Source organism: Burkholderia cepacia GG4 (assembly GCF_000292915.1).
GTDB classification, from domain to species: Bacteria; Pseudomonadota; Gammaproteobacteria; order Burkholderiales; family Burkholderiaceae; genus Burkholderia; species Burkholderia cepacia_D.
Map to the genome: position 1 here is coordinate 1972532 of NC_018513.1, position 23273 is coordinate 1995804.

At 66.8% G+C, this 23273-nt stretch carries 21 protein-coding genes; 5 read left to right on the top strand and 16 right to left on the bottom strand.

The genetic code is table 11. The features are described from left to right. Positions 1-67: 67 nt before the first annotated feature. The 12 genes from GEM_RS08985 to GEM_RS09040 form a co-directional block, all read right to left on the bottom strand. Positions 68-1990, bottom strand: coding sequence for a PrkA family serine protein kinase (locus GEM_RS08985; RefSeq protein ID WP_014897101.1), 1923 nt, complete (start codon positions 1988-1990; stop codon positions 68-70). Between the two features lie 510 nt (positions 1991-2500). After that, entirely contained in the window at positions 2501-4252 is a 1752-nt protein-coding gene (locus tag GEM_RS08990; protein ID WP_014897102.1) for a methyl-accepting chemotaxis protein, read from the bottom strand. 278 nt (positions 4253-4530) lie between these two features. Next, positions 4531-5460 (bottom strand): ribokinase, encoded by a 930-nt coding sequence (gene rbsK, locus GEM_RS08995; RefSeq protein WP_014897103.1) that lies wholly within the window; start codon positions 5458-5460, stop codon positions 4531-4533. Continuing rightward, a complete protein-coding gene (locus GEM_RS09000; RefSeq protein ID WP_014897104.1) occupies positions 5457-6488 on the bottom strand; it encodes a LacI family DNA-binding transcriptional regulator in 1032 nt (343 codons plus the stop codon). The genes rbsK and GEM_RS09000 overlap by 4 nt, the downstream gene beginning before the upstream one ends. 34 nt (positions 6489-6522) lie before the next feature. Continuing rightward, on the bottom strand, positions 6523-7542 hold the full coding sequence (locus GEM_RS09005) for an ABC transporter permease (protein WP_014897105.1): 1020 nt from the start codon (positions 7540-7542) through the stop codon (positions 6523-6525). Continuing rightward, positions 7539-9152 carry a sugar ABC transporter ATP-binding protein gene (locus GEM_RS09010; RefSeq protein WP_014897106.1) on the bottom strand — a complete coding sequence of 538 codons (1614 nt, stop codon included), beginning with the start codon at positions 9150-9152 and terminating at the stop codon, positions 7539-7541. Before GEM_RS09010 ends, GEM_RS09005 begins: the two co-directional genes overlap by 4 nt. 147 nt (positions 9153-9299) lie before the next feature. Beyond that, complete coding sequence (locus GEM_RS09015; RefSeq protein WP_014897107.1) at positions 9300-10250, bottom strand: sugar ABC transporter substrate-binding protein; 951 nt, start codon at positions 10248-10250, stop codon at positions 9300-9302. Between the two features lie 409 nt (positions 10251-10659). Further along, positions 10660-11586 carry a CysB family HTH-type transcriptional regulator gene (locus GEM_RS09020; protein ID WP_014897108.1) on the bottom strand — a complete coding sequence of 309 codons (927 nt, stop codon included), beginning with the start codon at positions 11584-11586 and terminating at the stop codon, positions 10660-10662. Positions 11587-11666: 80 nt separating this feature from the next. Beyond that, positions 11667-12725, bottom strand: a complete 1059-nt coding sequence (locus GEM_RS09025; protein WP_014897109.1) for a sulfate/molybdate ABC transporter ATP-binding protein — start codon at positions 12723-12725, stop codon at positions 11667-11669. A gap of 13 nt (positions 12726-12738) precedes the next feature. Then, on the bottom strand, positions 12739-13683 hold the full coding sequence (gene cysW, locus GEM_RS09030; RefSeq protein WP_014897110.1) for a sulfate ABC transporter permease subunit CysW: 945 nt from the start codon (positions 13681-13683) through the stop codon (positions 12739-12741). Continuing rightward, positions 13680-14579 (bottom strand): sulfate ABC transporter permease subunit CysT, encoded by a 900-nt coding sequence (gene cysT / locus GEM_RS09035; protein WP_014897111.1) that lies wholly within the window; start codon positions 14577-14579, stop codon positions 13680-13682. The genes cysW and cysT overlap by 4 nt, the downstream gene beginning before the upstream one ends. 135 nt (positions 14580-14714) lie before the next feature. Further along, complete coding sequence (locus tag GEM_RS09040) at positions 14715-15752, bottom strand: sulfate ABC transporter substrate-binding protein (protein ID WP_014897112.1); 1038 nt, start codon at positions 15750-15752, stop codon at positions 14715-14717. 264 nt (positions 15753-16016) lie between these two features. On the opposite strand from GEM_RS09040, the gene lexA reads away from it, so the two are divergent. The 3 genes from lexA to GEM_RS09055 are packed head-to-tail and all read left to right on the top strand — an operon-like array spanning position 16017 to position 17745. Continuing rightward, positions 16017-16664: a transcriptional repressor LexA gene (gene lexA, locus GEM_RS09045; protein ID WP_014897113.1), complete on the top strand. Its 648-nt coding sequence runs from the start codon at positions 16017-16019 to the stop codon at positions 16662-16664. A gap of 26 nt (positions 16665-16690) precedes the next feature. After that, positions 16691-17026: a hypothetical protein gene (locus GEM_RS09050; RefSeq protein WP_014897114.1), complete on the top strand. Its 336-nt coding sequence runs from the start codon at positions 16691-16693 to the stop codon at positions 17024-17026. Positions 17027-17055: 29 nt separating this feature from the next. Beyond that, positions 17056-17745, top strand: coding sequence for a DUF2939 domain-containing protein (locus GEM_RS09055; RefSeq protein WP_014897115.1), 690 nt, complete (start codon positions 17056-17058; stop codon positions 17743-17745). Between the two features lie 95 nt (positions 17746-17840). Here the strand turns inward: GEM_RS09055 and GEM_RS09060 are convergent, their stop codons facing one another. After that, the gene (locus GEM_RS09060; RefSeq protein WP_014897116.1) at positions 17841-18338 is read right to left on the bottom strand and encodes a universal stress protein; all 498 of its coding nucleotides are present in this window, start codon (positions 18336-18338) and stop codon (positions 17841-17843) included. Between the two features lie 327 nt (positions 18339-18665). Between GEM_RS09060 and nodI the strand changes: the two genes are divergently transcribed. After that, the gene (gene nodI, locus GEM_RS09065) at positions 18666-19580 is read left to right on the top strand and encodes a nodulation factor ABC transporter ATP-binding protein NodI (protein WP_014897117.1); all 915 of its coding nucleotides are present in this window, start codon (positions 18666-18668) and stop codon (positions 19578-19580) included. Positions 19581-19586: 6 nt separating this feature from the next. Further along, the gene (locus GEM_RS09070; RefSeq protein WP_014897118.1) at positions 19587-20420 is read left to right on the top strand and encodes an ABC transporter permease; all 834 of its coding nucleotides are present in this window, start codon (positions 19587-19589) and stop codon (positions 20418-20420) included. A 48-nt stretch (positions 20421-20468) separates the two neighbouring features. Here the strand turns inward: GEM_RS09070 and GEM_RS09075 are convergent, their stop codons facing one another. The 3 genes from GEM_RS09075 to mnmH form a co-directional block, all read right to left on the bottom strand. Continuing rightward, entirely contained in the window at positions 20469-20891 is a 423-nt protein-coding gene (locus tag GEM_RS09075) for a hypothetical protein (RefSeq protein WP_014897119.1), read from the bottom strand. Between the two features lie 172 nt (positions 20892-21063). Beyond that, positions 21064-22122: a permease gene (locus GEM_RS09080; RefSeq protein ID WP_014897120.1), complete on the bottom strand. Its 1059-nt coding sequence runs from the start codon at positions 22120-22122 to the stop codon at positions 21064-21066. After that, complete coding sequence (mnmH, locus tag GEM_RS09085; protein WP_014897121.1) at positions 22119-23246, bottom strand: tRNA 2-selenouridine(34) synthase MnmH; 1128 nt, start codon at positions 23244-23246, stop codon at positions 22119-22121. The genes GEM_RS09080 and mnmH overlap by 4 nt, the downstream gene beginning before the upstream one ends. Positions 23247-23273: the final 27 nt, after the last annotated feature.

Genomic DNA, 23273 nt, shown 5'->3' on the forward strand with positions numbered 1-23273 from the left:
CGTCATGCGGGCGGCGCCTCTGAAGGCGCCCGCGCGGACGAACCGCACGGGCGCGGTACCGCGCGCGTCATGACGACTTGCGCACGCGCAGGTACCAGTCGCAAAGCAGCCTCACCTGCTTCGGCGTATAGCCCTTCGCGACCATCCGGTTCACAAAGTCCTCATGCTTGCGCTGCTCCTCCGCCGATCCCTTCGCGTTGAACGAAATGACCGGCAACAGTTCCTCGGTATTCGAGAACATCTTCTTCTCGATCACGACGCGCAACTTCTCGTAGCTCGTCCAGACCGGGTTCTTGCCGGCGTTGGCCGCCCGCGCTCGCAACACGAAGTTCACGATTTCGTTGCGGTAATCCTTCGGATTGCTGATCCCGGCCGGCTTCTCGATCTTCTCCAGCTCCGCGTTCAGCGCGGCGCGGTCGAAGCTCTCGCCCGTGTCGTGATCGCGGAATTCCTGATCCTGGATCCAGAAATCCGCATACGTGACGTAGCGGTCGAAGATGTTCTGCCCGTACTCCGAATACGACTCGAGGTAGGCCGTCTGGATCTCCTTGCCGATGAACTCGGCGTAGCGCGACGCGAGCACGTCCTTCACGAACGACAGGTACTTCTGTTCGGTCTCCGGCGGGAACTGCTCGCGTTCGATCTGCTGTTCGAGCACGTACATCAGATGCACGGGGTTGGCCGCGACCTCGCTCGAATCGAAGTTGAACACGCGCGACAGGATCTTGAACGCGAAGCGTGTCGACACGCCCGTCATCCCTTCGTCCACGCCCGCGTAGTCGCGATACTCCTGATACGACTTCGCCTTCGGATCGGTGTCCTTCAGGTTTTCGCCGTCATACACCTGCATCTTCGAGAACAGGCTCGAGTTCTCCGGCTCGTGCAGGCGCGACAGCACCGAGAACTGGGACATCATCTTCAGCGTGCCCGGCGCGCACACGGCTTCGGCCAGCGACGAATTGCGGATCAGCTTCTCGTAGATCTTCGACTCTTCCGACACGCGCAGGCAGTACGGCACCTTCACGACGAAGATCCGGTCGAGCAGCGCCTCGTTGTTGCGGTTGTTGCGGAACGCCTTCCACTCGGACTCGTTCGAGTGCGCGAGGATAACCCCGTCGAACGGAATCGCGCCGAAACCTTCGGTACCCTTGAAGTTGCCTTCCTGCGTCGCGGTCAGCAGCGGGTGCAGCACCTTGATCGGCGCCTTGAACATTTCGACGAATTCGAGCAGGCCCTGGTTCGCGAGGCACAGGCCGCCCGAGTAGCTGTATGCATCGGCATCGTCCTGCGCATACTGCTCGAGCTTGCGAATATCGACCTTGCCGACGAGCGACGAGATGTCCTGGTTGTTCTCGTCACCCGGTTCCGTCTTGGCGATGCCGATCTGCCGCAGGATCGACGGAAAGCGGCGTACCACGCGGAACTGGCGGATGTCGCCGTTGTATTCGTGCAGGCGCTTGACGGCCCACGGACTCAGGATGCTCTTCAGGTAGCGGCGCGGAATGCCGTATTGCTCTTCGAGGATCGGGCCGTCCTCGTCGTAGTCGAACAGCCCGAGCGGCGATTCGTTGACGGGCGAACCCTTCAGCGAATAGAACGGCACGCGCTCCATCAGTTGCTTCAGGCGCTCGGCGATCGACGACTTGCCGCCGCCCACCGGGCCGAGCAGGTAGAGGATTTGCTTCTTCTCTTCAAGCCCTTGCGCAGCGTGGCGGAAGTACGCGACCACCTGCTCGATCACCTCCTCCATTCCGTAGAACTCACGGAACGCGGGATAGACCTTGATAACCTTGTTCGCGAAGATCCGCGACAGGCGCGGGTCGATGCGGGTATCGATTTGTTCGGGTTCCCCGATTGCAGCCAGCATGCGTTCGCCTGCCGTGGCATACGCTGACGGATCGTTCTTGCAGAGCGCGAGGTACTCCTCCAGCGAGAACTCTTCCTCTCGCGTTTTTTCGAAGCGGTTCGCGAAGCTGCTGTAAATATCCATGCTACCTCCCTCGCCTGAGTCTGAAGACGTGCTTGCCTTCGTATGACTGCGCAGAAGCAAGCGCGTTCGAATTCATCCTAAACCCTTTCTTATTTTTTTTCACGAACTCTTCGTATGAAGTTCGTCATTCTCGACAACACCGCTTGGACAACACATTTCGACGCTTTACAATCGGTGTCCCGAGTCGCAGAAACTGCATCCGCAGCATCTCGTCGAGCATCGGAACGTCTCGTGCGTTGGACACCTCCGTCGTCGTCGCTTCGCTCTCCACTCTCCCCTTCATCCCTATACGTTCGAGCAGTCGTTTACGACGACACGTGACGTGCGCCGTTACAAATTTTTTTCGCATCCTTCCGGAGATACCCGTAGCGCGGCAGCGGACACTGCGACGCGCGGCGACCTGCAAACGTTCACGCGCGCTGTCACATTCCATCGTCACCGAAACAACGACGCCCGCATGTCGCGGGCGTCGTGGTCACCAAATGGGGATAGATGCGCGGCGCGCGCGAATCAGAAGGTCTCCCAGTCGTCGCCGCCGGCAGTCGCGGCAACCGCTGCCGCTGCGGGCGCAGCCGATGCGGCCGCCGGCCTGCGCGCCGGTGCCGCCGTCGCCACGCGCGTCGGCGGTGCGTCGCGATCGTCGCTCGCCGCGGCCGGCGCGGGCACCGCGCGCGGCGTGTGACGCACCGTGCCTGCGGCGGCCACCGGCCGTGCGGCTTCGTCGTCGATCCGGAACACCGACGCCGTTTCGCGCAGGCGTGCGGCCTGTTCGTCGAGCGATTGCGCGGCGGCGGCCGCCTCCTCGACGAGCGCCGCGTTCTGCTGCGTGACCTCGTCCATCTGCGCGACCGCGCGCGCGACCTGGTCGATCCCGCCGCTCTGCTCCTCGGACGCCGCCGCGATTTCGCCCATGATGTCCGTGACGCGCTGCACCGCACCGATCACGTCGCTCATCGTGCGACCGGCTTCGTGGACCAGCGTCGAACCCGTCCGGATGCGCTGCACCGACGCGTCGATCAGCGCCTTGATCTCCTTGGCCGCGCTTGACGAACGCTGCGCGAGGCTGCGCACCTCGCCCGCGACGACCGCGAAGCCGCGCCCTTCCTCGCCGGCTCGCGCGGCTTCGACGGCCGCATTCAGCGCGAGAATGTTGGTCTGGAACGCGATTCCTTCGATGATCGCGATGATGTCCGCGATCTTCGCGGAGCTGTCGTTGATCTCGCCCATCGTGCCGACCACCTGGCCGACCACCGTATTGCCCTTGTTTGCAATCTCCGACGCGTTCGCGGCCAGCGAGCTTGCCTGCCGCGCATTGTCCGCGTTCTGCTTCACGGTGCCGGTCAGTTGTTCCATGCTCGAGGCGGTCTCCTGCAGCGCGGACGCCTGCTCTTCCGTACGCGACGACAGGTCGATGTTGCCGGCGGCGATCTGCCGGGCCGCGGTCGCGATCGACTCGCTGCCGCCGCGCACGGCGCGCACCGTGTCGACCAGCCCGCGCTGCATCTTCGCGAGACCGTCGAGAAGCTGGCCCATTTCGTCGCGCCGATGCACGACGATCGAGCGGCGCAGGTCGCCCGCGGCGATCGCGTCGAAATGGGCGAGCGCGTCCGCGAGCGGACGGCCGATCGCACGGCTCAGCGTCAGCCACGACAGCAGCGCGGCGACGAAACCGGCCGCCAGCACGACGATCGACAGCACCCGCAGCGTTTCGTACACCGATTCCGCATGATCGAAGCTCGTTTGCGCGTCGCTGAACTGGAAATTGCGCAGCGCCTCGCTCGCCGTCGCGAGGTCGTTGTACAGCACCTGCAGTTGCTTCGCGCCATCGCCGATCCGGTCGTGATCGCCAGACGCGACGATGCCGCCGAACGCGTCGCAACTGCGCTGCAGCGCCTGCCGCCTTGCGGCGACGTCCTGCGCGAGCCGGTCTTCCTCCGCGCCGCGCGGCAGCGCAAGGTACTTTTGCCACCACGCGTCGGACTGCGTGCGCATCGCGCGGCTACGCTCGACCGCGGCGGCGGAGTCGGGCGTGCCGGCCAGCAGCGCGGCCCGATCGAGCGCGAGGCGCTCGCGCGCCGCATACATTTCCGCAACCGCCACATCGACCGCGCTCGGCATCTGGTTCGTGAAAATATCGCGCGTCGCCTCGTTCGAGCGCGTCATCCCGTACAGGCCGAGCACGCCGATCACACCCAGCAGCACCGCGAGAAACGCCATCGTCAAACCGATGCGCGCACGTATCGTCAGGTTTCCGATCACCATCATCCTTCCTGTGTTGCGTCGTCATGGACGGGCCGGGCCCGTTTTTCGAAACAGTGTTTCGCCCCGATGCATTTACGACCGCACGCCGCACAACTTGATGGTAATGACGTCAATTTTCGGTTCAATCCATCCGTTTATTACAGATGGATAAATAATGGGCGCGAAACATCGCGGCCCGTGCCATGCAATGACCGAGCGTTTGTCGGGTTCGGGCCGATCGGGAAGGGATGGCCGGCCGCCTGCTGCCGCGGGCGCCGGCCGCGATGCGCGATCCAGCCCTAATCGGCCAGTTCGGCGAGCGTGGGAATCGACGGCTGCGCGCCTGCGCGCGTCACCGACAGTGCCGCCGCGCGTTGCGCGAAGCGAATCGCCGTGTCGACGTCCGCGCCGGCCGCAAGCCGCGCGGCAAAGCCGCCGATGAAGGTATCGCCGGCCGCCGTCGTGTCGACGGCCGGCACGACCGGCGCCGGATAGTGGCGCGCCGCGCCGTCGGCCGTCAGCGCGAGCACGCCGCGCGCGCCGAGCGTGATCAGCACATTGCGCGCCCCGGCCGCCTGCAGCGCGCGCGCGGCGGTTTCGGCATCGGCTGGATCACGCACCGGCAGGCCGGTCAGCGCGGCCGCCTCGACTTCGTTCGGGATCAGGTAATCGACGAGCGGCAGCCAGCCGTCCGGCAGCGGCGCGACGGCCGGCGCCGGATTGAGCACGACCGTGCGGCCGTGCCGTCGCCCGGCCGACAGCGCCGCGAACACGGCGTCCGGCGGCGTCTCGAGCTGGCAGATCAGCACGTCGGTCGCGGCCAGCGCGGCGTCGTGCCGTGCCACCGTGTCGGTCGTGACGTCGCCGTTGGCGCCCGCGACGATCACGATCGTGTTCTGGCTCGCGTCGTCGACGACGATCAGCGCGACGCCCGTCGACGCCGTCGCGCTCGTCGCGAGCCGCGCACAGTCGATGCCCTCCGCTTCAAGGCCGGCTCGCAGCGCCGCGCCGTGCGCATCCGCGCCGACGCAGCCGATCATCGCGACCTGCGCGCCGAGCCGCGCGGCCGCGATGGCCTGGTTGCCGCCCTTGCCGCCCGCCGCCTGCGCGTACGCATGGCCGGCGAGCGTTTCGCCCGGCAGCGGCAGCCGCGGCGCGCGCACCACGAGATCCATGTTGAGGCTGCCGACCACCGTCACGCGGCCGGCGCCCGCTGCGGGCGCCGTCACGCGCGATCGCCGGGCACAGCCGGCTCGCGGTAGACCGCCGTCGATTCGCGCAGCACGAGGCGCGGCGACACGACGCGGCGACGGCTCGGTGCGGCCGTCGACCCGCCGCCGATCCGCTCGATGAGCGTCTGCGCGGCCATTTCGCCGAGCGCGCGCACCGACTGTCCGACCGTCGACAGCGCCGGATACGTGTAACGGGAGAATTCGATGTCGTCGAAGCCGATGATCGAGCAGTCGTCCGGCACGCGTATCGCGCGCTCGGCCGCGGCGCGCAACGCGCCGACACCCATCAGGTCGTTGCCCGCGAAAATCGCGCTGGGGTGCACCGACTCGAACAGCCGCGACGCCGCGTGATAGCCGCCGAGGCACGAGAAGTCGCTTTCCGCGATCGCGCCCGGCACGATGTCGATCCCGCGCTCGGCCATCGCGCGGATGAAGCCGTGCACGCGCATCGCGCTGACGGCCGTGTCGGTCGGCCCGGTGATGCAGCCGATCTTCGCATGCCCGAGTTCGAGCAGGTGACGCGTCGCGAGGTAGGCGCCGCGTTCATGGTCGATCTGCACCAGGTCGGCCGCGAGCCCCTCGATATTGCGATCGACGACGACGAGCGGCGCATGCGCGTCCGCGAGCGTCTGCGCGAGCACCGCGTCCTCGCCGGCCGACGCGACGATCAGCCCGTCGATGCGCTTTTCCTGCAGCACGCGCACGTAGTTGCGCTGTTTCACCGGATCGTCGTCCGAATTGCAGAAAAACACGCAATAGCCATTGGCCGCGCACTGGTCCTCGATGCCGCGCGCAAGCTCCGCGAAGTACGGATTCGTGCTGTTCGGCACGACGAGGCCGATGGTCGCCGTCGAGCGCGCCTTCAGCGAGCGCGCTACGGCCGACGGCACGTAGTGCAGCTCGCGGATTGCGCCCTCGACCTTCGCACGCACATCCGCGGACACCGGCCGCGAATTGTTCACCACGTGCGAGACGGTCGTAAACGACACACCCGCCATCGCCGCCACATCCTTGATCGTCGCCATTTCCCGTTTCTCTCTGGTCTGCTTCTGTGTAGTTTTACCGCGCGCGCGCGCGCCGGCTGCGATACGTATCGAGCACGACCGCCACCACGATCACCGCCCCGGTGATGATCCGTTTGGTCGGCTCGTTTGCGCCGATCTGCGCAAGCCCGGCGGCCAGCACGGAGATGATCAACACGCCGAAGAACGTGCTGATCACCGAGCCGCGCCCGCCCATCAGGCTCGTGCCGCCGATCACGACGGCCGCGATCACCTGCAGCTCGAGGCCCACGCCCGCGTTCGGGTCGGCCGCCTCGAGCCGCGAAATCTGGAACAGCGACGCGAGCCCCGCGAGCGCGCCCATCAACGCGAATACCAGGATTTTATACGGCCGCGGGTTAACCCCGGCAAGCCGCACGGCCTCCTCGTTCGTGCCGATCCCGACGAGATAGCGCCCGAACACGGTGCGCGTCAGCACGAACTGTGCCGCGATCATCACCGCGACGGCGATCAGGAACGCCGGCGAGATGCCGAGCGCGATCGGGTTCGACAGGAAATCGAACGCGTCGCCGATGTAGGCCGTGCGCGAATTCGTCAGCTGGTACGCGACACCGCGTGCCGCCTCCAGCACGCCGAGCGACACGATGAACGACGGAATCCGCCAGCCGACCGTGATCGCGCCCGTCAGCGAGCCGGTAACCGTCGCGACCGCGATCCCGATCAGCGCGGCGGGCAGCGGCCCCCACTGCCATTTCAGCGCGGCCACGCTGACCATCGACGCGGCCAGCGCGAGCACCGAGCCGACCGACAGGTCGATCCCGGCGATGATCAGCACGAAGGTCATCCCGACCGACATCACGACGAGATCGGGGATCTGGTTCGCGATCGTGCTGAATGTATCGTAGGTCAGGAAATGCGAGCTCAGCGTCGAGAACAGCGCGATCATCGCGGCGAGCGCGCCGGCGAGCCCGAGATAGTTCGACACGCCCAGACGCGTGCCGGACAGCGTGCGCGCGCGGCGCCCCGTCACGCTCTGTTGCGCGCCTGCGTCCCTCTGGGATACGGGGGGCTGGGTCATTGCTGTCGTCCTGTCGTCGAAGTGCCGGAAGCCGCGCGCGGCGCCGCTCCCGCATCCGGATGCCGCGCGCCGTCCGGCAGCGCTTCGCGGCCGAAGCCGGCGAACGCCGCGGCCAGCAGCGCATCCTGGGTCCAGTTGCCGCGTTCGAACACGGCGGTCATGCGGCCGGCCGACATCACGCCGATCCGGTCGCAGATCAGCATCAGCTCGCGCAGGTCGCTCGATACGACCACGAGCGCACGGCCCTCGCGCGCGAGCGCGCCCATCAGCGTGTAGATCTCGAACTTGGCGCCGACGTCGATCCCGCGCGTCGGCTCGTCGAACAACAGTACGCCCATGTCTCGCGCGAGCCAGCGGCCGATCACGACCTTCTGCTGGTTGCCGCCCGACAGTTCGCCGACCGCCTGCGCGGCGCCGTGCGTGCGGATTCGCAGCGCGTCGATCTGCTGCTCGGCCAGCGCCGTCTCCCGCGCCGTATCGACGATGCCGCCCCGCGCCAGCCGGTCGAGCTGGCCGAGCGACACGTTGGACGTGACCGACTGCGATAGCAGCAGTCCTTCGCCCTTGCGGTCCTCGGTGATCAGCGCGATGCCGTGCTTCACCGCGTCGACGGGCGAGCCGATGTGCGCGGGCTTCAGCGGATCGCCAACCGCGATCATCCCGGCGTCCGGGGTATCCGCGCCGTAGATCAGCCGCAGCAATTCGGTGCGCCCCGCGCCGATCAGCCCCGAGATGCCGAAGATCTCGCCCGAGCGCACTTCGAGCGACACGTCCTGCACGGCCGTGCCGCGCGTCATGCCCGACACGACGAGCCGCGGTGCGCCGATCCGGCGCGCACCGAGATCGATATGCTCGCCGATCTCTCGCCCGACCATCAGCGTGACGAGCCCGTCGGACGTGATCGCAGCCATGTCGCCCACGTGCACGAGCCGGCCGTCGCGCAGCACCGCGACGCGCTCGGCCACGCGCGCGAGCTCCTCGAGCCGGTGCGAGATATAGACGATCGCCACGCCGCGCGCCTTCAGCCGGTCGATCTGCTCGAACAGCAGCTCGACCTCGCGCGCGGTCAGCATCGCGGTCGGCTCGTCGAGGATCAGCACGCGGCAGTCGCCGATCAGGTTGCGTGCGATCTCGACCATCTGCTGGTGGCCGATGCCGAGCGCGCCGACCGGCGTCTCGGGATCGACCGCGTCGAGTCCGACCTGCGCCATCGCGGCCCGCGCGTCGTCGCGCAACCGCGCGCGATCGATGATGCCAAAGCGCCGCGGCAGCCGGTTCAGGAACAGGTTTTCGGCGACCGTCAGCGTCGGCAGCAGGTTCAGCTCCTGCATCACCATGCGCACGCCGAGCGCCTCGGCCTGCGTGCGGCTCGCCGGCGCATAGGACCGGCCGCCGAGTTGCATCGTGCCGGTCGTCGGATCGACGAGCCCGCCAATGATCTTCGACAGCGTGCTCTTGCCGGCGCCGTTCTCGCCCGTCAGCGCGAGCGCTTCACCCGGCGCGAGCGTCAGCGAGACGTCGGCGAGCACGGGTTCGGCGTAAGTCTTGCCGATGCCCGAGACGGACAGCACGGGGACGGCTGAACGGGAGGGTTGGAAGGTCGGTTCCATCGCGATCCTGATTGCGGCCGCGCGCACGCGGCGCGCGGGTATGACGCTCACAAGTGCATGTGCATGCAGTGGCCGTGATCGCGCTCGCTCCGTATAACGGCCGCCGGGCCGGATTCTTGAGGACCGGCAACCGTCATCGGGGCAGCGTTACTTCGTGACGAGATCCACCGGCGTCTCGACCACGCCGGACATGTCGGCCTGCTTACGATGCTCGGCGATCGCCTTGAGCGCCGTATCGATGCCGAACACCGCCTGCTTCGCCGCGTATTGATCGGCGGTCGCGAGCACGCGGCCGTCCTTCAGCATCGGCTTGATCGCATTGATGTTGTCGTAGCCGACCACGAACACCTTGCCCTGCTTGCCCGCCGCACGCACGGCCGACACGGCGCCGATCGCCATGTTGTCGTTGCCGCACAGCAGCGCCCGCAGGTTCGGGTATTCGTTGAGCATCGCGGACGCGACCGCATTGCCCTTGTCGATCTCCCATTCGCCCGACTGCACCGACACGACCTTCATCCCGCCCGCCTTCATCGCGTCCTGGAAGCCGGCCGTGCGCTGCTGCGCATTGGTCGTCGTCGACACGCCTTCGATGATGCCGACCTGGTCGCCCGCCTTCAGCCGCTTCGCGAGGTAGTCGCCGATCTTGCGCGCGCCCTTGCGGTTGTCGGGGCCGACGAACGGCACGTTCAGGTTCTTCGACTTCAGCACGTCCGGGTCGAGCCGGTTGTCGATGTTCACGACCGTGATGCCTGCGTCGACCGCCTTCTTCACCACCGGCACGAGCGCCTTCGAATCGGCCGGCGCGAGCACGATCGCATCGACCTTCGACACGATCATCTGCTCAACGATGCGGATCTGGTTCGCGGTGTCGGTCTCGTCCTTGATGCCGTTCGTGATCAGGTCGAACTGGCCGGCGTTGTGCTTCTGGTATTCCTTCGCGCCGGTTTCCATCGTCAGGAAGAACTCGTTGGCGAGCGACTTCATCACGAGCGCGACCTTCGGCTTGCCGGCCGGTTGCGCATGGACGGCCGGGGCGGCGGCGACCGCGACGGCGGCAAGCGCGGCGGTCAGGAAGCGACGGCGAAAGCGGACATTCATACACATCTCCTGGCGACCGGCCCCACGGGCCGGATTGTTATTTGAGTGTTGTTTTAATGCGAGCAAACGTTTGCGCCACACTCCCCGGGCATTGGCCATCGATGCTGCTTGTCGGTACCAAGGAATGGAAGCGGGGCAGACGGCCGACTGCCTGGCGCGTGCTGTCTTCGACGCGCCACCGCCGGCGGGACGCCGGCGAAGTGCAAGCTATGCTGTACCGTTTCGGTTCGACGCGCAACCCGTCTGATCAATATTTAAGGGTTTATTCGGAGTGCGTCGTCGCAGGACGTTGCGTTGGGTCAATTTGCGAGCCGGCCCGCCTTGACGGCGCAGGACTCGGTGCCCGCGCCTGGCTCATGCGATGCATCCGACGCACGCATGCCGCGCGCGCCGGAACCACGTCCTGCCGTCAGACTGCTTCGCGCAGCAGCCCGGCGATTTCCGCTTCGTTCAGGTGCGGGGCGAACATTTCGATCAGCCGATACGCATACGCACGCAGGAACGCGCCCTTGCGCAGCCCGACTCGCGTGGTGCTCGCCTCGAACAGATGCTGGGTGTCGAGCGCGACGAGGCCCGTGTCGCGCAGCGGATCGAAGGCCATCGCCGCGACGACGCCGATCCCCATTCCGAGCTCCACGTAGGTCTTGATCACGTCCGCATCGATCGCGGTCAACACGACGTCGGGCACGGCGCCGGCCTGCGTGAACGCCTGGTCAATGTGCGAGCGGCCCGTGAAGTCCTGGTCGTACGTGATGATCGGGTATTCGGCGATTTCTTCGAGCGTCAGGTTCTCGCGGCCGACGAGCGGATGGCCCTTCGGCACGACGACCGTGTGGTGCCACGAATAGCACGGGAACGTGACGATGTCCGGATAGCGGTCCAGCGCCTCGGTCGAGATGCCGAGATCGGCCTCGCCGTTCAGGATCATCTGCGCGATCTGCTGCGGGCTGCCCTGGCGCAGCGCGAGATGCACCTTCGGGAACACGTCGGTGAACTGCCGGATCACCTTCGGCAACGCGTAACGCGCCTGTGTGTGGGTCGTCGCGACGACGAGGTGGCCGCTGTCCTGGTCGGCGAACTGGCGCGCGACGCGGCGCAGGTTCTCGGCGTCCAGCAGCATCCGTTCGATCAGCTGGTGCACGGCCTTGCCGGGCTCCGTGAGCCCCGTGAGCCGCTTGCCGCGCCGGATGAAGATGTCGACGCCCAGTTCATCCTCGAGATCCTTGATCTGCTTCGACACGCCCGACTGCGACGTGTACAGCACGTTCGCGACTTCCGTCAGGTTCATGTTCTGACGCACGGCTTCGCGCACGAAACGCAATTGCTGAAAATTCATGGGTATGCCTCTTGGGCTGTCGTTGTTTGAATGTCGATTCGGAGCGGTATCCGCCCTCTTCTCTTTACCGGGTACGGCCGTCAGTGTGCGGGAAATACGCGCACCGCGCGCGGCACGGCCGTCGCGCCGTCGCCGACCTGCAGCGCGAGCGCACGCCACGCGTCGCGATCGAGTTCCGCCTCGAGCACGCCGCCCGCGCGCGCCTCGAGTTCGACGCGCACCGAGCCGCCGAGCGGGATCACGCGACGCACGTCCACCGCGATACCGTCGCGATGCGCGTCGCCTGCCGGCCACAGCTGCAGGTCGTGCGGCCGCACGTACGCGTTCGCGGGGCCCGCGAAATCGGCGTCGACCGCGATCGGCGCAGCCGCGCCCGCGGCAACGAAGCCGCGCTCGGCAACCGTGCCCGGCAGCCGGTTCGCGGCGCCGAGGAATTCGTAGACGAACGCGCTTTGCGGATGATCGTAGACGTCCTGCGGGCTGCCGACCTGCTCCACGTGACCGCGGTTCAGCACGACGATGCGGTCGGCCACTTCGAGCGCTTCCTCCTGGTCGTGCGTGACGAAGATCGTCGAGATGTGCAGGTCGTCGTGCAGGCGCCGCAGCCAGCCACGCAGCTCCTTGCGCACCTTCGCGTCGAGCGCGCCGAACGGCTCGTCGAGTAGCAGCACCTTGGGCTCGACCGCGAGCGCGCGGGCCAGCGCGATCCGCTGGCGCTGGCCGCCCGACAACTCGGACGGATAGCGCTGCGCGAGCCAGTCGAGCTGCACGAGCTGCAGCAGTTCGTGCACCTTGTCGCGGATCGCGGCTTCCGACGGCCGCTCGCGGCGCGGCTTCACGCGCAGCCCGAACGCGACGTTCTCGAATACCGTCATGTGGCGGAACAGCGCGTAATGCTGGAACACGAAGCCGACCTGGCGATCGCGCGCGCCGACCGACGCGACGTCGAGCCCCTGCAGCACGACCTGGCCGGCGTCCGCGTGCTCGAGGCCCGCGATCACGCGCAGCAGCGTGGTCTTGCCGCAGCCGGACGGCCCGAGCAGTGCGACGAGTTCGCCCGGCGGGAAGTCGAGCGACACGTTGTCGAGGGCGGTGAAATCGCCGAAGCGCTTCTGAAGGTGACGGACGGTGATACCCATTCTGGTTGCCTCTTTACGATTTCGACGGAACGGCGGCGACGGGGCCGGCATGAGCGGGAACGTCATCGCGTGCGCCGGCCAGTTCGGCGGCGAGATGACGCTCGGCGAGCAGCTTCAGCGCGAGCGTGACGAGCGCGAGCAGCGCCAGCACGGACGCCACCGCGAACGCCGCCGCGAAGTTGTATTCGTTGTACAGGATCTCGACGTGCAGCGGCATCGTGTCGGTCACGCCGCGAATGTGGCCGGATACGACCGACACCGCGCCGAACTCGCCCATCGCGCGCGCGTTGCACAGGATCACGCCGTACAGCAGGCCCCACCGCACGTTCGGCAGCGTCACACGCCGGAAGATCTGCCAGCCCGACGCGCCCAGCACGCGCGCGGCCTCTTCCTCGTCGGTGCCCTGCGCCTGCATCAACGGGATCAGCTCGCGCGCGACGAACGGGAACGTGACGAAGATCGTCGCGAGCACGATGCCGGGCACCGCGAAGATGATCTGCACGTCGTGGTCCTGCAGCCACGGCCCGAGCCAGCCCTGTGCGCCGAACAGCAGCACGTAGACGAGGCCCGAGATCACCGGCGACACGGAAAACGGCAGGTCGATCAGCGTGGTCAGCAACGCCTTGCCGCGGAATTCGAACTTCGCGATCGCCCACGACGCGCACACGCCGAACACGAGGTTCAGCGGCACCGCGATCACCGCGACGGTCAGCGTCAGCTTGATCGCCGACCACGCGTCGGGATCGGCGAGCGATTCGAGATAGAAGCCGACGCCCTTGCGCAGCGCCTCGACGAACACCGCGGCGAGCGGCACGACGAGGAAGAACGCGAGAAACGCCAGCGCGATGCCCGTGAGCAGCCAGCGCACGACGCGCGACTCGCTGACGGGATCGAGCCGTTTCGTGGCGCGCACGGCCGGCGACGGGGTTTTCAGCACGACGGTGGCCTCCTGGCTCATTGCTGGCCTCCTGCTGCGACGGCGGTTACGGTGACGGTGGCCGGCGCGGGGCCGCTGGCGCCCTTGCTCGTGCGTCGTTGCAGATACCACTGCAGCGTGTTGATCAGCAGCAGCATCAGGAACGACACCACCAGCATCACGACCGCCAGCGCAGTCGCGCCCGCGTAGTCGTACTGCTCGAGCTTCGTGATGATCAGCAGCGACGTGATCTCGGATTTCATCGGCACGTTGCCGGCGATGAAGATCACCGATCCGTATTCACCGAGCGCGCGCGCGAACGACAGCGCGAAGCCGGTCAGCAGCGCCGGCAGCACGGCCGGCAGCACGACGCGGCGGAACGTCAGCCAGCGCGATGCGCCGAGGCACGCCGCAGCCTCTTCCTGCTCGCGCTCGAAATCCTCGAGCACGGGCTGCACGGTGCGCACGACGAACGGCAGCCCGATGAAGGTCAGCGCCACCAGCACGCCGACCGGCGTGAACGCGATCTTGATGCCGAACGGCGCGAGATACTGGCCGACCCAGCCGTTGGTTGCGTAGACGGCCGCGAGCGAGATGCCCGCGACCGACGTCGGCAGCGCGAACGGCAGGTCGACGATCGCGTCGACGAGGCGCTTGAACGGGAACGTGTAGCGCACCAGCACCCAGGCGACGAGGAAGCCGAACGCGGCGTTGATCAGCGCGCCGCCGAGCGCGGCGGAGAACGTCAGCCGGTACGACGCGAGTACGCGCGGCGACGCGACGGCGGTGACGAACTGGTCCCACGACAGCGTCGCGGTCTTCAGGAACGTGGCGGCAAGCGGGATCAGCACCACGAGGCTCAAATAGGCCACCGTGATGCCGAGCGTCACGCCGAAACCGGGCAGCGCGCTCGGCTTGCGAAAGGTGTACGTCGTCATCGGATGCTCTTGCTGGGTCGATGCTGCTCACGGGTCCGACGCCAACGCCGGCATGGAAAATCGCGCCGGCGGCCCGTCGGGGATGCGGCGCGCTGTCGTGGCGCGCCGCTGTCGTTATGGTGTTGCTGCGCGGCGTTACTGCGGCTTGTAGATCGAATCGAACACGCCGCCGTCCGCGAAATGCGTCTTCTGCGCATTCGTCCAGCCGCCGAACGTGTCGTCGACCGTGTACAGCTTCAGCTTCGGAAACTGCTTCGTCAGGTCCGCCGGCACGTTCTTCGAACGCGGACGGTAGTAGTTGCGCGCCGCGATCTCCTGGCCCTGCGGGCTGTACAGGAAATTCAGGTAGGCCTCGGCCAGCTTGCGCGTGCCCTTCTTGTCGACCACCTTGTCGACGACCGCGACGGGCGGCTCGGCCAGGATGCTCACCGACGGCACGACGATCTCGAACTTGTCGGTACCGAATTCCTTGATCGACAGGAACGCCTCGTTCTCCCATGCGATCAGCACGTCGCCGATCCCGCGCTGCACGAAGCTCGTCGTCGCGCCGCGCGCGCCCGAATCGAGCACGCCCGCGTTCTTGTAGAGCTTCGTCACGAATTCCTTCGCGCTCTGCTCGTTGGCGCCCGGCTTGTGCACCGCATAGGCCCACGCGGCCAGGTAGTTCCAGCGCGCGCCGCCCGACGTCTTCGGGTTCGGCGTGACGATCGAGATGCCCGGCCTGGTCAGGTCGTCCCAGTCCTTGATCCCTTTCGGATTGCCCTTGCGCACGAGGAACACGATCGTCGACGTGTACGGCGATGCGTTGTCGGGCAGGCGCTTCTGCCAGTCCTTGTTGACGAGGCCCTTGTTCGCGAGCGCATCGATGTCGTACGCGAGCGCCAGCGTGACCACGTCGGCCTGCAGGCCGTCGAGCACCGAGCGCGCCTGCGCGCCCGAGCCGCCGTGCGACTGCTTGAAGTTGACCGTCTCGCCCGTCTTCGCCTTCCACGCCTTGCCGAACGCCTGGTTGAAGTCTTGATACAGCTCGCGCGTCGGGTCGTACGACACGTTCAGGAACGTCGTATCGGCCTGGGCATGGCTCGCGACGCCCAGCGCCGCCGCCGCGCCCAGCGCGAGTGTTGCGATCAGGCGGCCCACTCCGCCCACCAGCCCCGTATTGCGCTTCGCCATCCTTGGTTCTCCAGTGTTGTCGGTATTGCGATGTGGGGCCAGTCTAACGAACGGGTTACATGATTAAAAATAATCGTTCTTCATTTTTTAATACTCAAAAGTGCTAACGCAGACGGGATGGACGGTTGCGGCAGATGAACCGGCGTCCGGACGTCGCGAAATCGCGCCGGAACCGGCGCGATCGCGTCGAACCTCAAGTAACACTTGAAATTCGCGAAGTACTGTATAAAAATACAGCTCACTGTCTATCCATACAGTTCAGCCATGACCAAACTCACCGCCCGTCAGCAGCAAGTGTTCGAGTTGATCCGCCGCGCGATCGAGCGCTCCGGATTCCCGCCCACGCGCGCCGAGATCGCGGCCGAACTGGGCTTCAGCTCGCCGAACGCGGCCGAGGAACACCTCCGTGCGCTGGCGCGCAAGGGCGTGATCGAGCTGGCCGCCGGCGCGTCGCGCGGCATCCGCCTGCTCGGCATCGACGACGCTCCGCACCAGTTCACGCTGCCGCACGCCGGCCTGATGCAGCTGTCGTTGCCGCTCGTCGGCCGTGTCGCCGCCGGTAGCCCGATCCTCGCGCAGGAACACATCTCGCAGCATTACGCGTGCGATCCCGCACTGTTCTCCAGCAAGCCCGACTACCTGCTGAAGGTGCGCGGGCTGTCGATGCGCGACGCCGGCATTCTCGACGGCGACCTCCTCGCCGTGCAGAAGCGCACGGAAGCGAAGGACGGCCAGATCATCGTCGCGCGGCTCGGCGACGACGTCACCGTCAAGCGCCTGATGCGCCGGCCTGGCGGCCTCGAGCTGATCGCTGAGAACCCGGATTACGAAAACATCTTCGTCAAGGCCGGCAGCGCGGAATTCGCGCTGGAAGGCATCGCCGTCGGGCTGATCCGCTCGGGCGAACTCTGACAATCGGTCTCGCTGAGGAGAACATCATGGAACGCCTTGCCCGCCTGCTGCCTTTCCGTCAATTCGGTCGCCTGCGTCACCTGCGCGGCCGCACGCCCTGCGCGCCGCTGTCCGCCGCGGCGCCCGTGAGCCAAGAAGTCGCAGTCGAACGGCAGGCGTCGCTGCTGCCATCCGCGCTTCCCGCATTCGCGCGGGTATCGCTGAATGCCGGCCTGAATCACGCGGAACCGGCGCGCCGTGCGCCCGTGCGCGTCTATCACGGCCGGTCGCGCCTGATCATGGTCGGGACGATCGATGCGGTGTGCCGGATGATCGATCGCTGCATCGACGAGGAACGATCGGCCTCGCAAGGCAGTCTCTGATTGCGGAACCTGTCCGCACCGGAGGCATCGTGACTGGATCTTCGGGCCGCGCCTGGCGGCTCAAGCCACTGCTGATCGTCGTGCTGGCCGTCGCCGTCCTGGCGGCGATCGGCTACGCATATGCGTCGCCGTACGTCGCGCTCGGTCGCCTGAAATCGGCGATCGATGCGCGCGATGGGCAAGCGGTCAGTGAGTATGTCGATTTTCCGTCGCTGCGCATCAGCCTGAAGCAGCAGGTCACGGAAGAGTTGATGCGCCGGATCGACGCAGTGAAGAAGGACAATCCGTTCGCGGTGCTCGGCGCGCTGATCGGATCGGCATTGATCGGCCCGCTCGTCGATGCGTATGCGACACCGGAGGGCGTCGCCGCGTTGATGAGCGGGATACCGCCGCGCGGCAATCCGGGGGAACGGCCGCCCGAGTGGTCGGGCCCGCCGTCAGGCAGTGCGCCCGGCAACGCACCGGCTGCGCCGCCGGCTAATTTGGCTAATTCCGCCAGTGTGCCCGTCCCCGGCAGCAACACCGCTGCCTCGGCTGCACCCGCGCCGGCCAGCGCGAGCGATGCGGGCCATCCGCGGCAAACGAGTGCCGGCTACCGAAATCTCGATGAATTCGTCGTGACCTACCAGCGCAGCGCCGACGGCACGCGCTATGCGGCGATCTTCCACCGCTTCGGCCTGTTTTCGTGGAAGCTGTCCGCGATCAACCTCCACGCATAGCCGGTCACGATCGACGCAGATGCCGCTGACGCGGCATCGCGCGCAACCGCCGGCGTGACCGCCCGGGCCAACCAGCGGGCCACGCCATCACCGCATCACTTGCCGTTCGTGGTGGCGGCTTCGCGTTCGCGTGCGATCTCGGCCTTTTGCTCTTCCGCCGACGAACACGCGACCAGAATGCTGCAGCTCACGCGATCGAGCAGTTGCGTGTTGCCGGAGCCCATCCACCATCTCGACAACCCGCTGCGGCATCGGTGCCCGACGACCACGAGATCGGCCTTCAATTCCGTCGCGAGATTCGCGATTTCGTCGATCGGATAGCCGAACGCGAAATGGCCTTCCGCCTGGACGCCGCGCTCACGCAGCCAGTCCACGCCTTCCTGCAGGATCTCGCGCGCGGTTTCCTCGAAGCGGCCGCACGCAACGTCAGTCAGCAGGCCCGCGCTTTGTGCAATGCTCGAGCGCATGTCGACGACCGACAGCAAATGCGTTTCCGCCTTCAGATCCAGCGCGAGATTCGCGCCGCAACGCAAGGCCTTGCGCCCTTCGAGCGTGCCGTCGTAGCACAGCAGAATCTTGTTGTAGCTAGCCATGAGACCTCCCTATCGCGACTACGTGCTTGATGCATTCATCATGGTGCGCCGCAATTCCGGACGCAAGGGATGGAAAACGCTGATTCGCCACGCGGGGCGCGTCGGCGATGATGCGGTGCACGATCAGTGCACCCATGCACCGCGCCGCGCGGGCGTGCCCTGAAGAGACGCAGCCGATGCACTAGAATGGCCCGTCCGTGCCATCGGCGCGCGCTCGCTTCGGTCATGCCCATGTGACACGCATTCTCCCGATCCGTTCGCATGCCGACAAGCACATCCGGCCGACAGCGAAACGCGTTCGCGCACGCTTACAACGACAACCTGCCCATGTCCGTTGCACCGATCGATTTCCGGAACGTCGAAAAACGCTATGGCGGCAAGCTCGTCGTCAACGACCTGTCCTTCCACGTGCAGGCCGGCGAATGCTACGGCCTGCTGGGGCCGAACGGCGCCGGCAAGACCACGACGCTGAAGATGCTGCTCGGCCTCGTGTATCCCGACGCCGGCGCCATCTCGCTGTGCGGCGAACCGGTCCCGTCACGCGCGCGGCATGCACGCCAGCGCGTCGGCGTCGTCCCGCAGTTCGACAATCTCGACCCCGACTTCACGGTTCGTGAAAACCTGCTCGTGTTCAGCCGCTATTTCGGGATATCGGCACAGGCCGCGCGCGCGCTCGTGCAGCCGCTGCTCGAATTCGCGAAGCTGGAAAACAAGGCCGATGCGAAGGTCGGCGAATTGTCGGGCGGCATGAAGCGCCGCCTGACGCTCGCGCGCGCGCTCGTCAACGATCCCGACGTGCTGGTGCTCGACGAGCCGACGACGGGCCTCGATCCGCAGGCGCGGCACCTGATGTGGGAGCGCTTGCGCTCGCTGCTCGCGCGCGGCAAGACGATCCTGATCACCACGCATTTCATGGAGGAAGCCGAGCGCCTGTGCGACCGGCTGTGCGTGATCGAGGAAGGCCGCAAGATCGCCGAAGGCGCACCGCACGCGCTGATCGAATCGGAGATCGGCTGCGACGTGATCGAGATCTACGGGCCCGATCCCGTCGCGCTGCGCGACGAGCTGTCGCCGTTCGCGAAGCACACCGAGATCAGCGGCGAGACGCTGTTCTGCTACGTGACCGACCCCGAACCGCTCAGCGCGCGACTCAAGGGTCGCACGGGGTTGCGCTATCTGCATCGTCCGGCCAATCTGGAAGACGTGTTCCTGCGGCTGACGGGCCGCGAAATGCAGGATTGATCGATCATGGACGTACGCAACTATTCCGCCGCCGCGCCGTCCGCACCGCCGCGCGAGTCGCGTTTCGCGATCGCGCTGCCCGCGAACGCAACCAACTGGATCGCCGTGTGGCGGCGCAACTATCTCGTCTGGCGCAAGCTCGCGCTCGCGTCGATGTTCGGCAATCTCGCCGATCCGATGATCTACCTGTTCGGGCTGGGGTTCGGGCTCGGTCTGATGCTCGGCCACGTCGACGGCGTGTCGTATATCGCGTTCCTCGCGGCCGGCACGGCCGGTTCGAGCGTGATGATGTCGGCAAGCTTCGAGTCGATGTATTCCGGCTTCTCGCGGATGCACGTGCAGCGCACCTGGGAAGCCATCATGCACACGCCGCTCGCGCTGGGCGACATCGTGCTCGGCGAGATCGTGTGGGGCGCGAGCAAGGCGCTGCTGTCGGGCGTCGCGATCATGCTCGTCGCGGGCCTGCTCGGCTATGCGGCGTTTCCGTCGATGCTCGCGGCGCTGCCCGTGATCGCGCTCGCCGGCCTCGCATTCGCGAGCACCGCGATGATCGTCACGGCGCTCGCGCCGTCCTACGACTTTTTCATGTTCTATCAGACGCTCGTACTGACGCCGATGCTGCTGCTGTCGGGCGTGTTCTTCCCGATCACGCAGTTGCCGCCGATCGCGCAGCACGCCGCGCAGGCGCTACCCCTCGCGAACGCGGTCGAACTGATCCGGCCCGCGATGCTCGGCCGGCCGGCGACGGACGTCGCCCTGCACGTCGCAGTGCTCGCCGGCTACGCAGTCGGCGGATTCGTGGTTTCCGCGTGGCTGTTCCGGCGGCGAATGATGCGCTGACGGCCGGCGAGCATGGCGCCGGCTGGATACGATGACCTGGCGACGACGTTACTCGTCGTCGTCGCTCCACGGGATCTCGACGTCGGTCAGGAACGCGACGGTCGCCAGCGGGCCGCCTTCCTGGCGGCCGAGCTTGCCGTCCGCGCGGTGCCATTCGATGCGGAACTGCGTGCCCGGATCGTCGGCAACCAGATAGATCGTGCGCAGTTCTTCCGCATCGGCTTCGTCGACCGGGCCATCGAACGACACCAACATCTTCTGCGGCCACAGGCCGTTCATCGGATCGTAAATGCGGTCGCCCTGCGGAATCTCGATGCTGGCCTCGACACCGATCGTGGCGGAGGCCTCGATGATCATCGCGCCGAGTGCGTTCAGCACGGCCGTCGCCCGCGCGGAATTGGCCTGGCGGATCGCGAGATCGCCGCGCGTCAGCGCCTTTTCGAGTCGAGGATGAATCTTCGGTTGGGTCATGCGTTTTCCTGTTTGCTTCTTGTAAAGGGCGTCGCACGCGCGAAGCGGCGACGCCGGATGAATACGACGGTCACGCGTCGGGATCGATCTGCACGCGCGACGCAGTGGCCATCACGCCGCTCGTTCGAGCGCCGGCCGGTCGCGCCCGATTACCGTCCCGTCTGCGTGCCCGTCAGAACCCGAACGCGATCGCGAGCAGCCCGCTCGCGATCCCGAATACGACGACGAGGCCCGTGACGATCGCCAGCATGTAAGGCTTGAACGAACGCGCGAGCATCGCGAGCGACGGCACGCTGATCGGCGGCAGCGTCATCAGCAACGCGGCGGCCGGGCCGACGCCCATGCCGAGCGACAGCATCGCCTGGATGATCGGCACCTCGCCGGCCGTCGGGATCACGAACAACGTGCCCGCGACCGCGAACGCGATGATCCAGCCGAGATGGTTGCCGATGTCCGGGCCGATATGCGGGAACAGCCAGGCGCGCGCCGCGCCGAGCAGCAGCACGAGCACGATGTATTCGGGCACGAGCCGCACGGCCATGCGCGCGAGCAGCTTGATCCAGCGCACGAACGGATTGCCCGCCGCGGCCTGTTCGGCCACCAGCGCGGCGAGTCGCGCGTCGTCGATGCTGCGGTCCTCGGGACGCGCGATCCGGTTCAGCAGATAGCCGATCCCGAACACCATCGCGATGCCGAGCACCAGCCGCAGCGCGCTCCAGTGCCAGCCGAGCACGAAGCCCATGAACACCAGCGCGGCCGGATTCAGCACCGTATTGCCGAGCCAGAACGCGACCGCGCCGCCAGGCGACGCATGCCGCGCGCGCAGGCCCGCGACGACCGGCGCCGCGCAGCACGTGCACATCATCCCGGGCAGCGACAGCAGGCCGCCGGCGGCGACGCTGCCGAAGCCGGTGCGGCCGAGCACGCGCGCGACCCAGTGCGCAGGCAGCAGTGCCTGCACGGCCGAACCGAGCAGCAGGCCGAGCACCATCGCCTGCCAGATTGCCTTGCCGTATGCCCATGCATAGTCGAGCGCCGCCTTCAGCGACGGCTCGGGCGCGGCGGCCGACGTGCCCATCAGGATCGACTGGCCGATCGAATGATGTTCGGCGGCGACGAATGCCTTGTTGTAGTACGGAAACCATTTCACGTAGAACAGGCCCGCGACCGCGATCAGCAGGAAAGTCATCCAGCCGAGCGCCGGACTGGATTGGGTGCGTGTAGTCGTCATCGTGTGGTCGTCGATTGGTCTTTATCGGTTGCAGATTCCGCGCCTGCCACCAGCGCGGCCGACGCAGGCAGCCCCGCTTGCGCGAGCCGGGCCAGCAGCGTACGTGCCTGATCGCGCACGTCGGCCGCGTTCGGCTCGAACGTGAACGTCAGCGCCCGGTTCGGCTTGTTGTACGTTGCGCGGTAGGTGCGCGCATAGGCGGGATCGTAATGCTTGTCGATCAGTTCGGTGAACAGGTCGGCCCGCGCGTTGGCATCGATCAGCGCGTCCCAGTGCGCCACCTGGTCACGGCTGTGCAGGCCGATCAGCCGATGAAGCTGCGCCTTGAACGCGGCCGGCGCGTCGAACAGGTGGGCGTAGTCGTCGAGGAGAAACGCGATGCGCGCGTCGTGCGCCGCGTCGACCTGCACCCACGGCCCGGCGTGAAACGCGTCGATCAACGCGATCGGCAAGTGCACGAGCCCGATCCTGCGGCTTTCCGATTCGACGAACACCGGCCATTCGGGGTCGAATCGCCCGAGTGTCTCGACGAGCCCCGAATCGAACCCCTTCTGCGACGGTTGCGGTTTGCCCGGCAGCGCGCCGAGCAGCGAACCGCGATGACACGCGAGCGCTTCGAGATCGAGCGTCTGCGCACCGACGTCGCGCAGCGCGTTCAGCAGCCGCGTCTTGCCGCAGCCCGTATGACCCACGAGCGCGATGTAGCGGAACCGCGTCGGCAGCGTGTCGAGCGTCGCGCACACCGACTGGCGGTACGCCTTGTAGCCGCCGTCGAGCTGGCGCGCCTGCCACCCGATCAGGTTGAACCAGTTCGTCATCGAACCCGAGCGCTTGCCGCCGCGCCAGCAGTAGATCAACGGCCGCCAGTTGCGCGGACGGTCGGCAAACGTGATGTCGAGATGGCGCGCGATGTTGCGTGCGACCATGGCCGCGCCGACGCGCGTCGCTTCGTACGGCGACACCTGGCGGTACATCGTGCCGACGATCACGCGCTCTTCGTTGCTGAGCACGGGCGCGTTCAGCGCGCCGGGAATATGGTCCTCGGCGAACTCGAGCGGCGTACGTACGTCGATGATCTCGTCGAACTCGCCGGCGCGATCGAGGGTGACAATCAGATTCTTCAATTTGGCGTCGAACAGGGGCGATGCGGC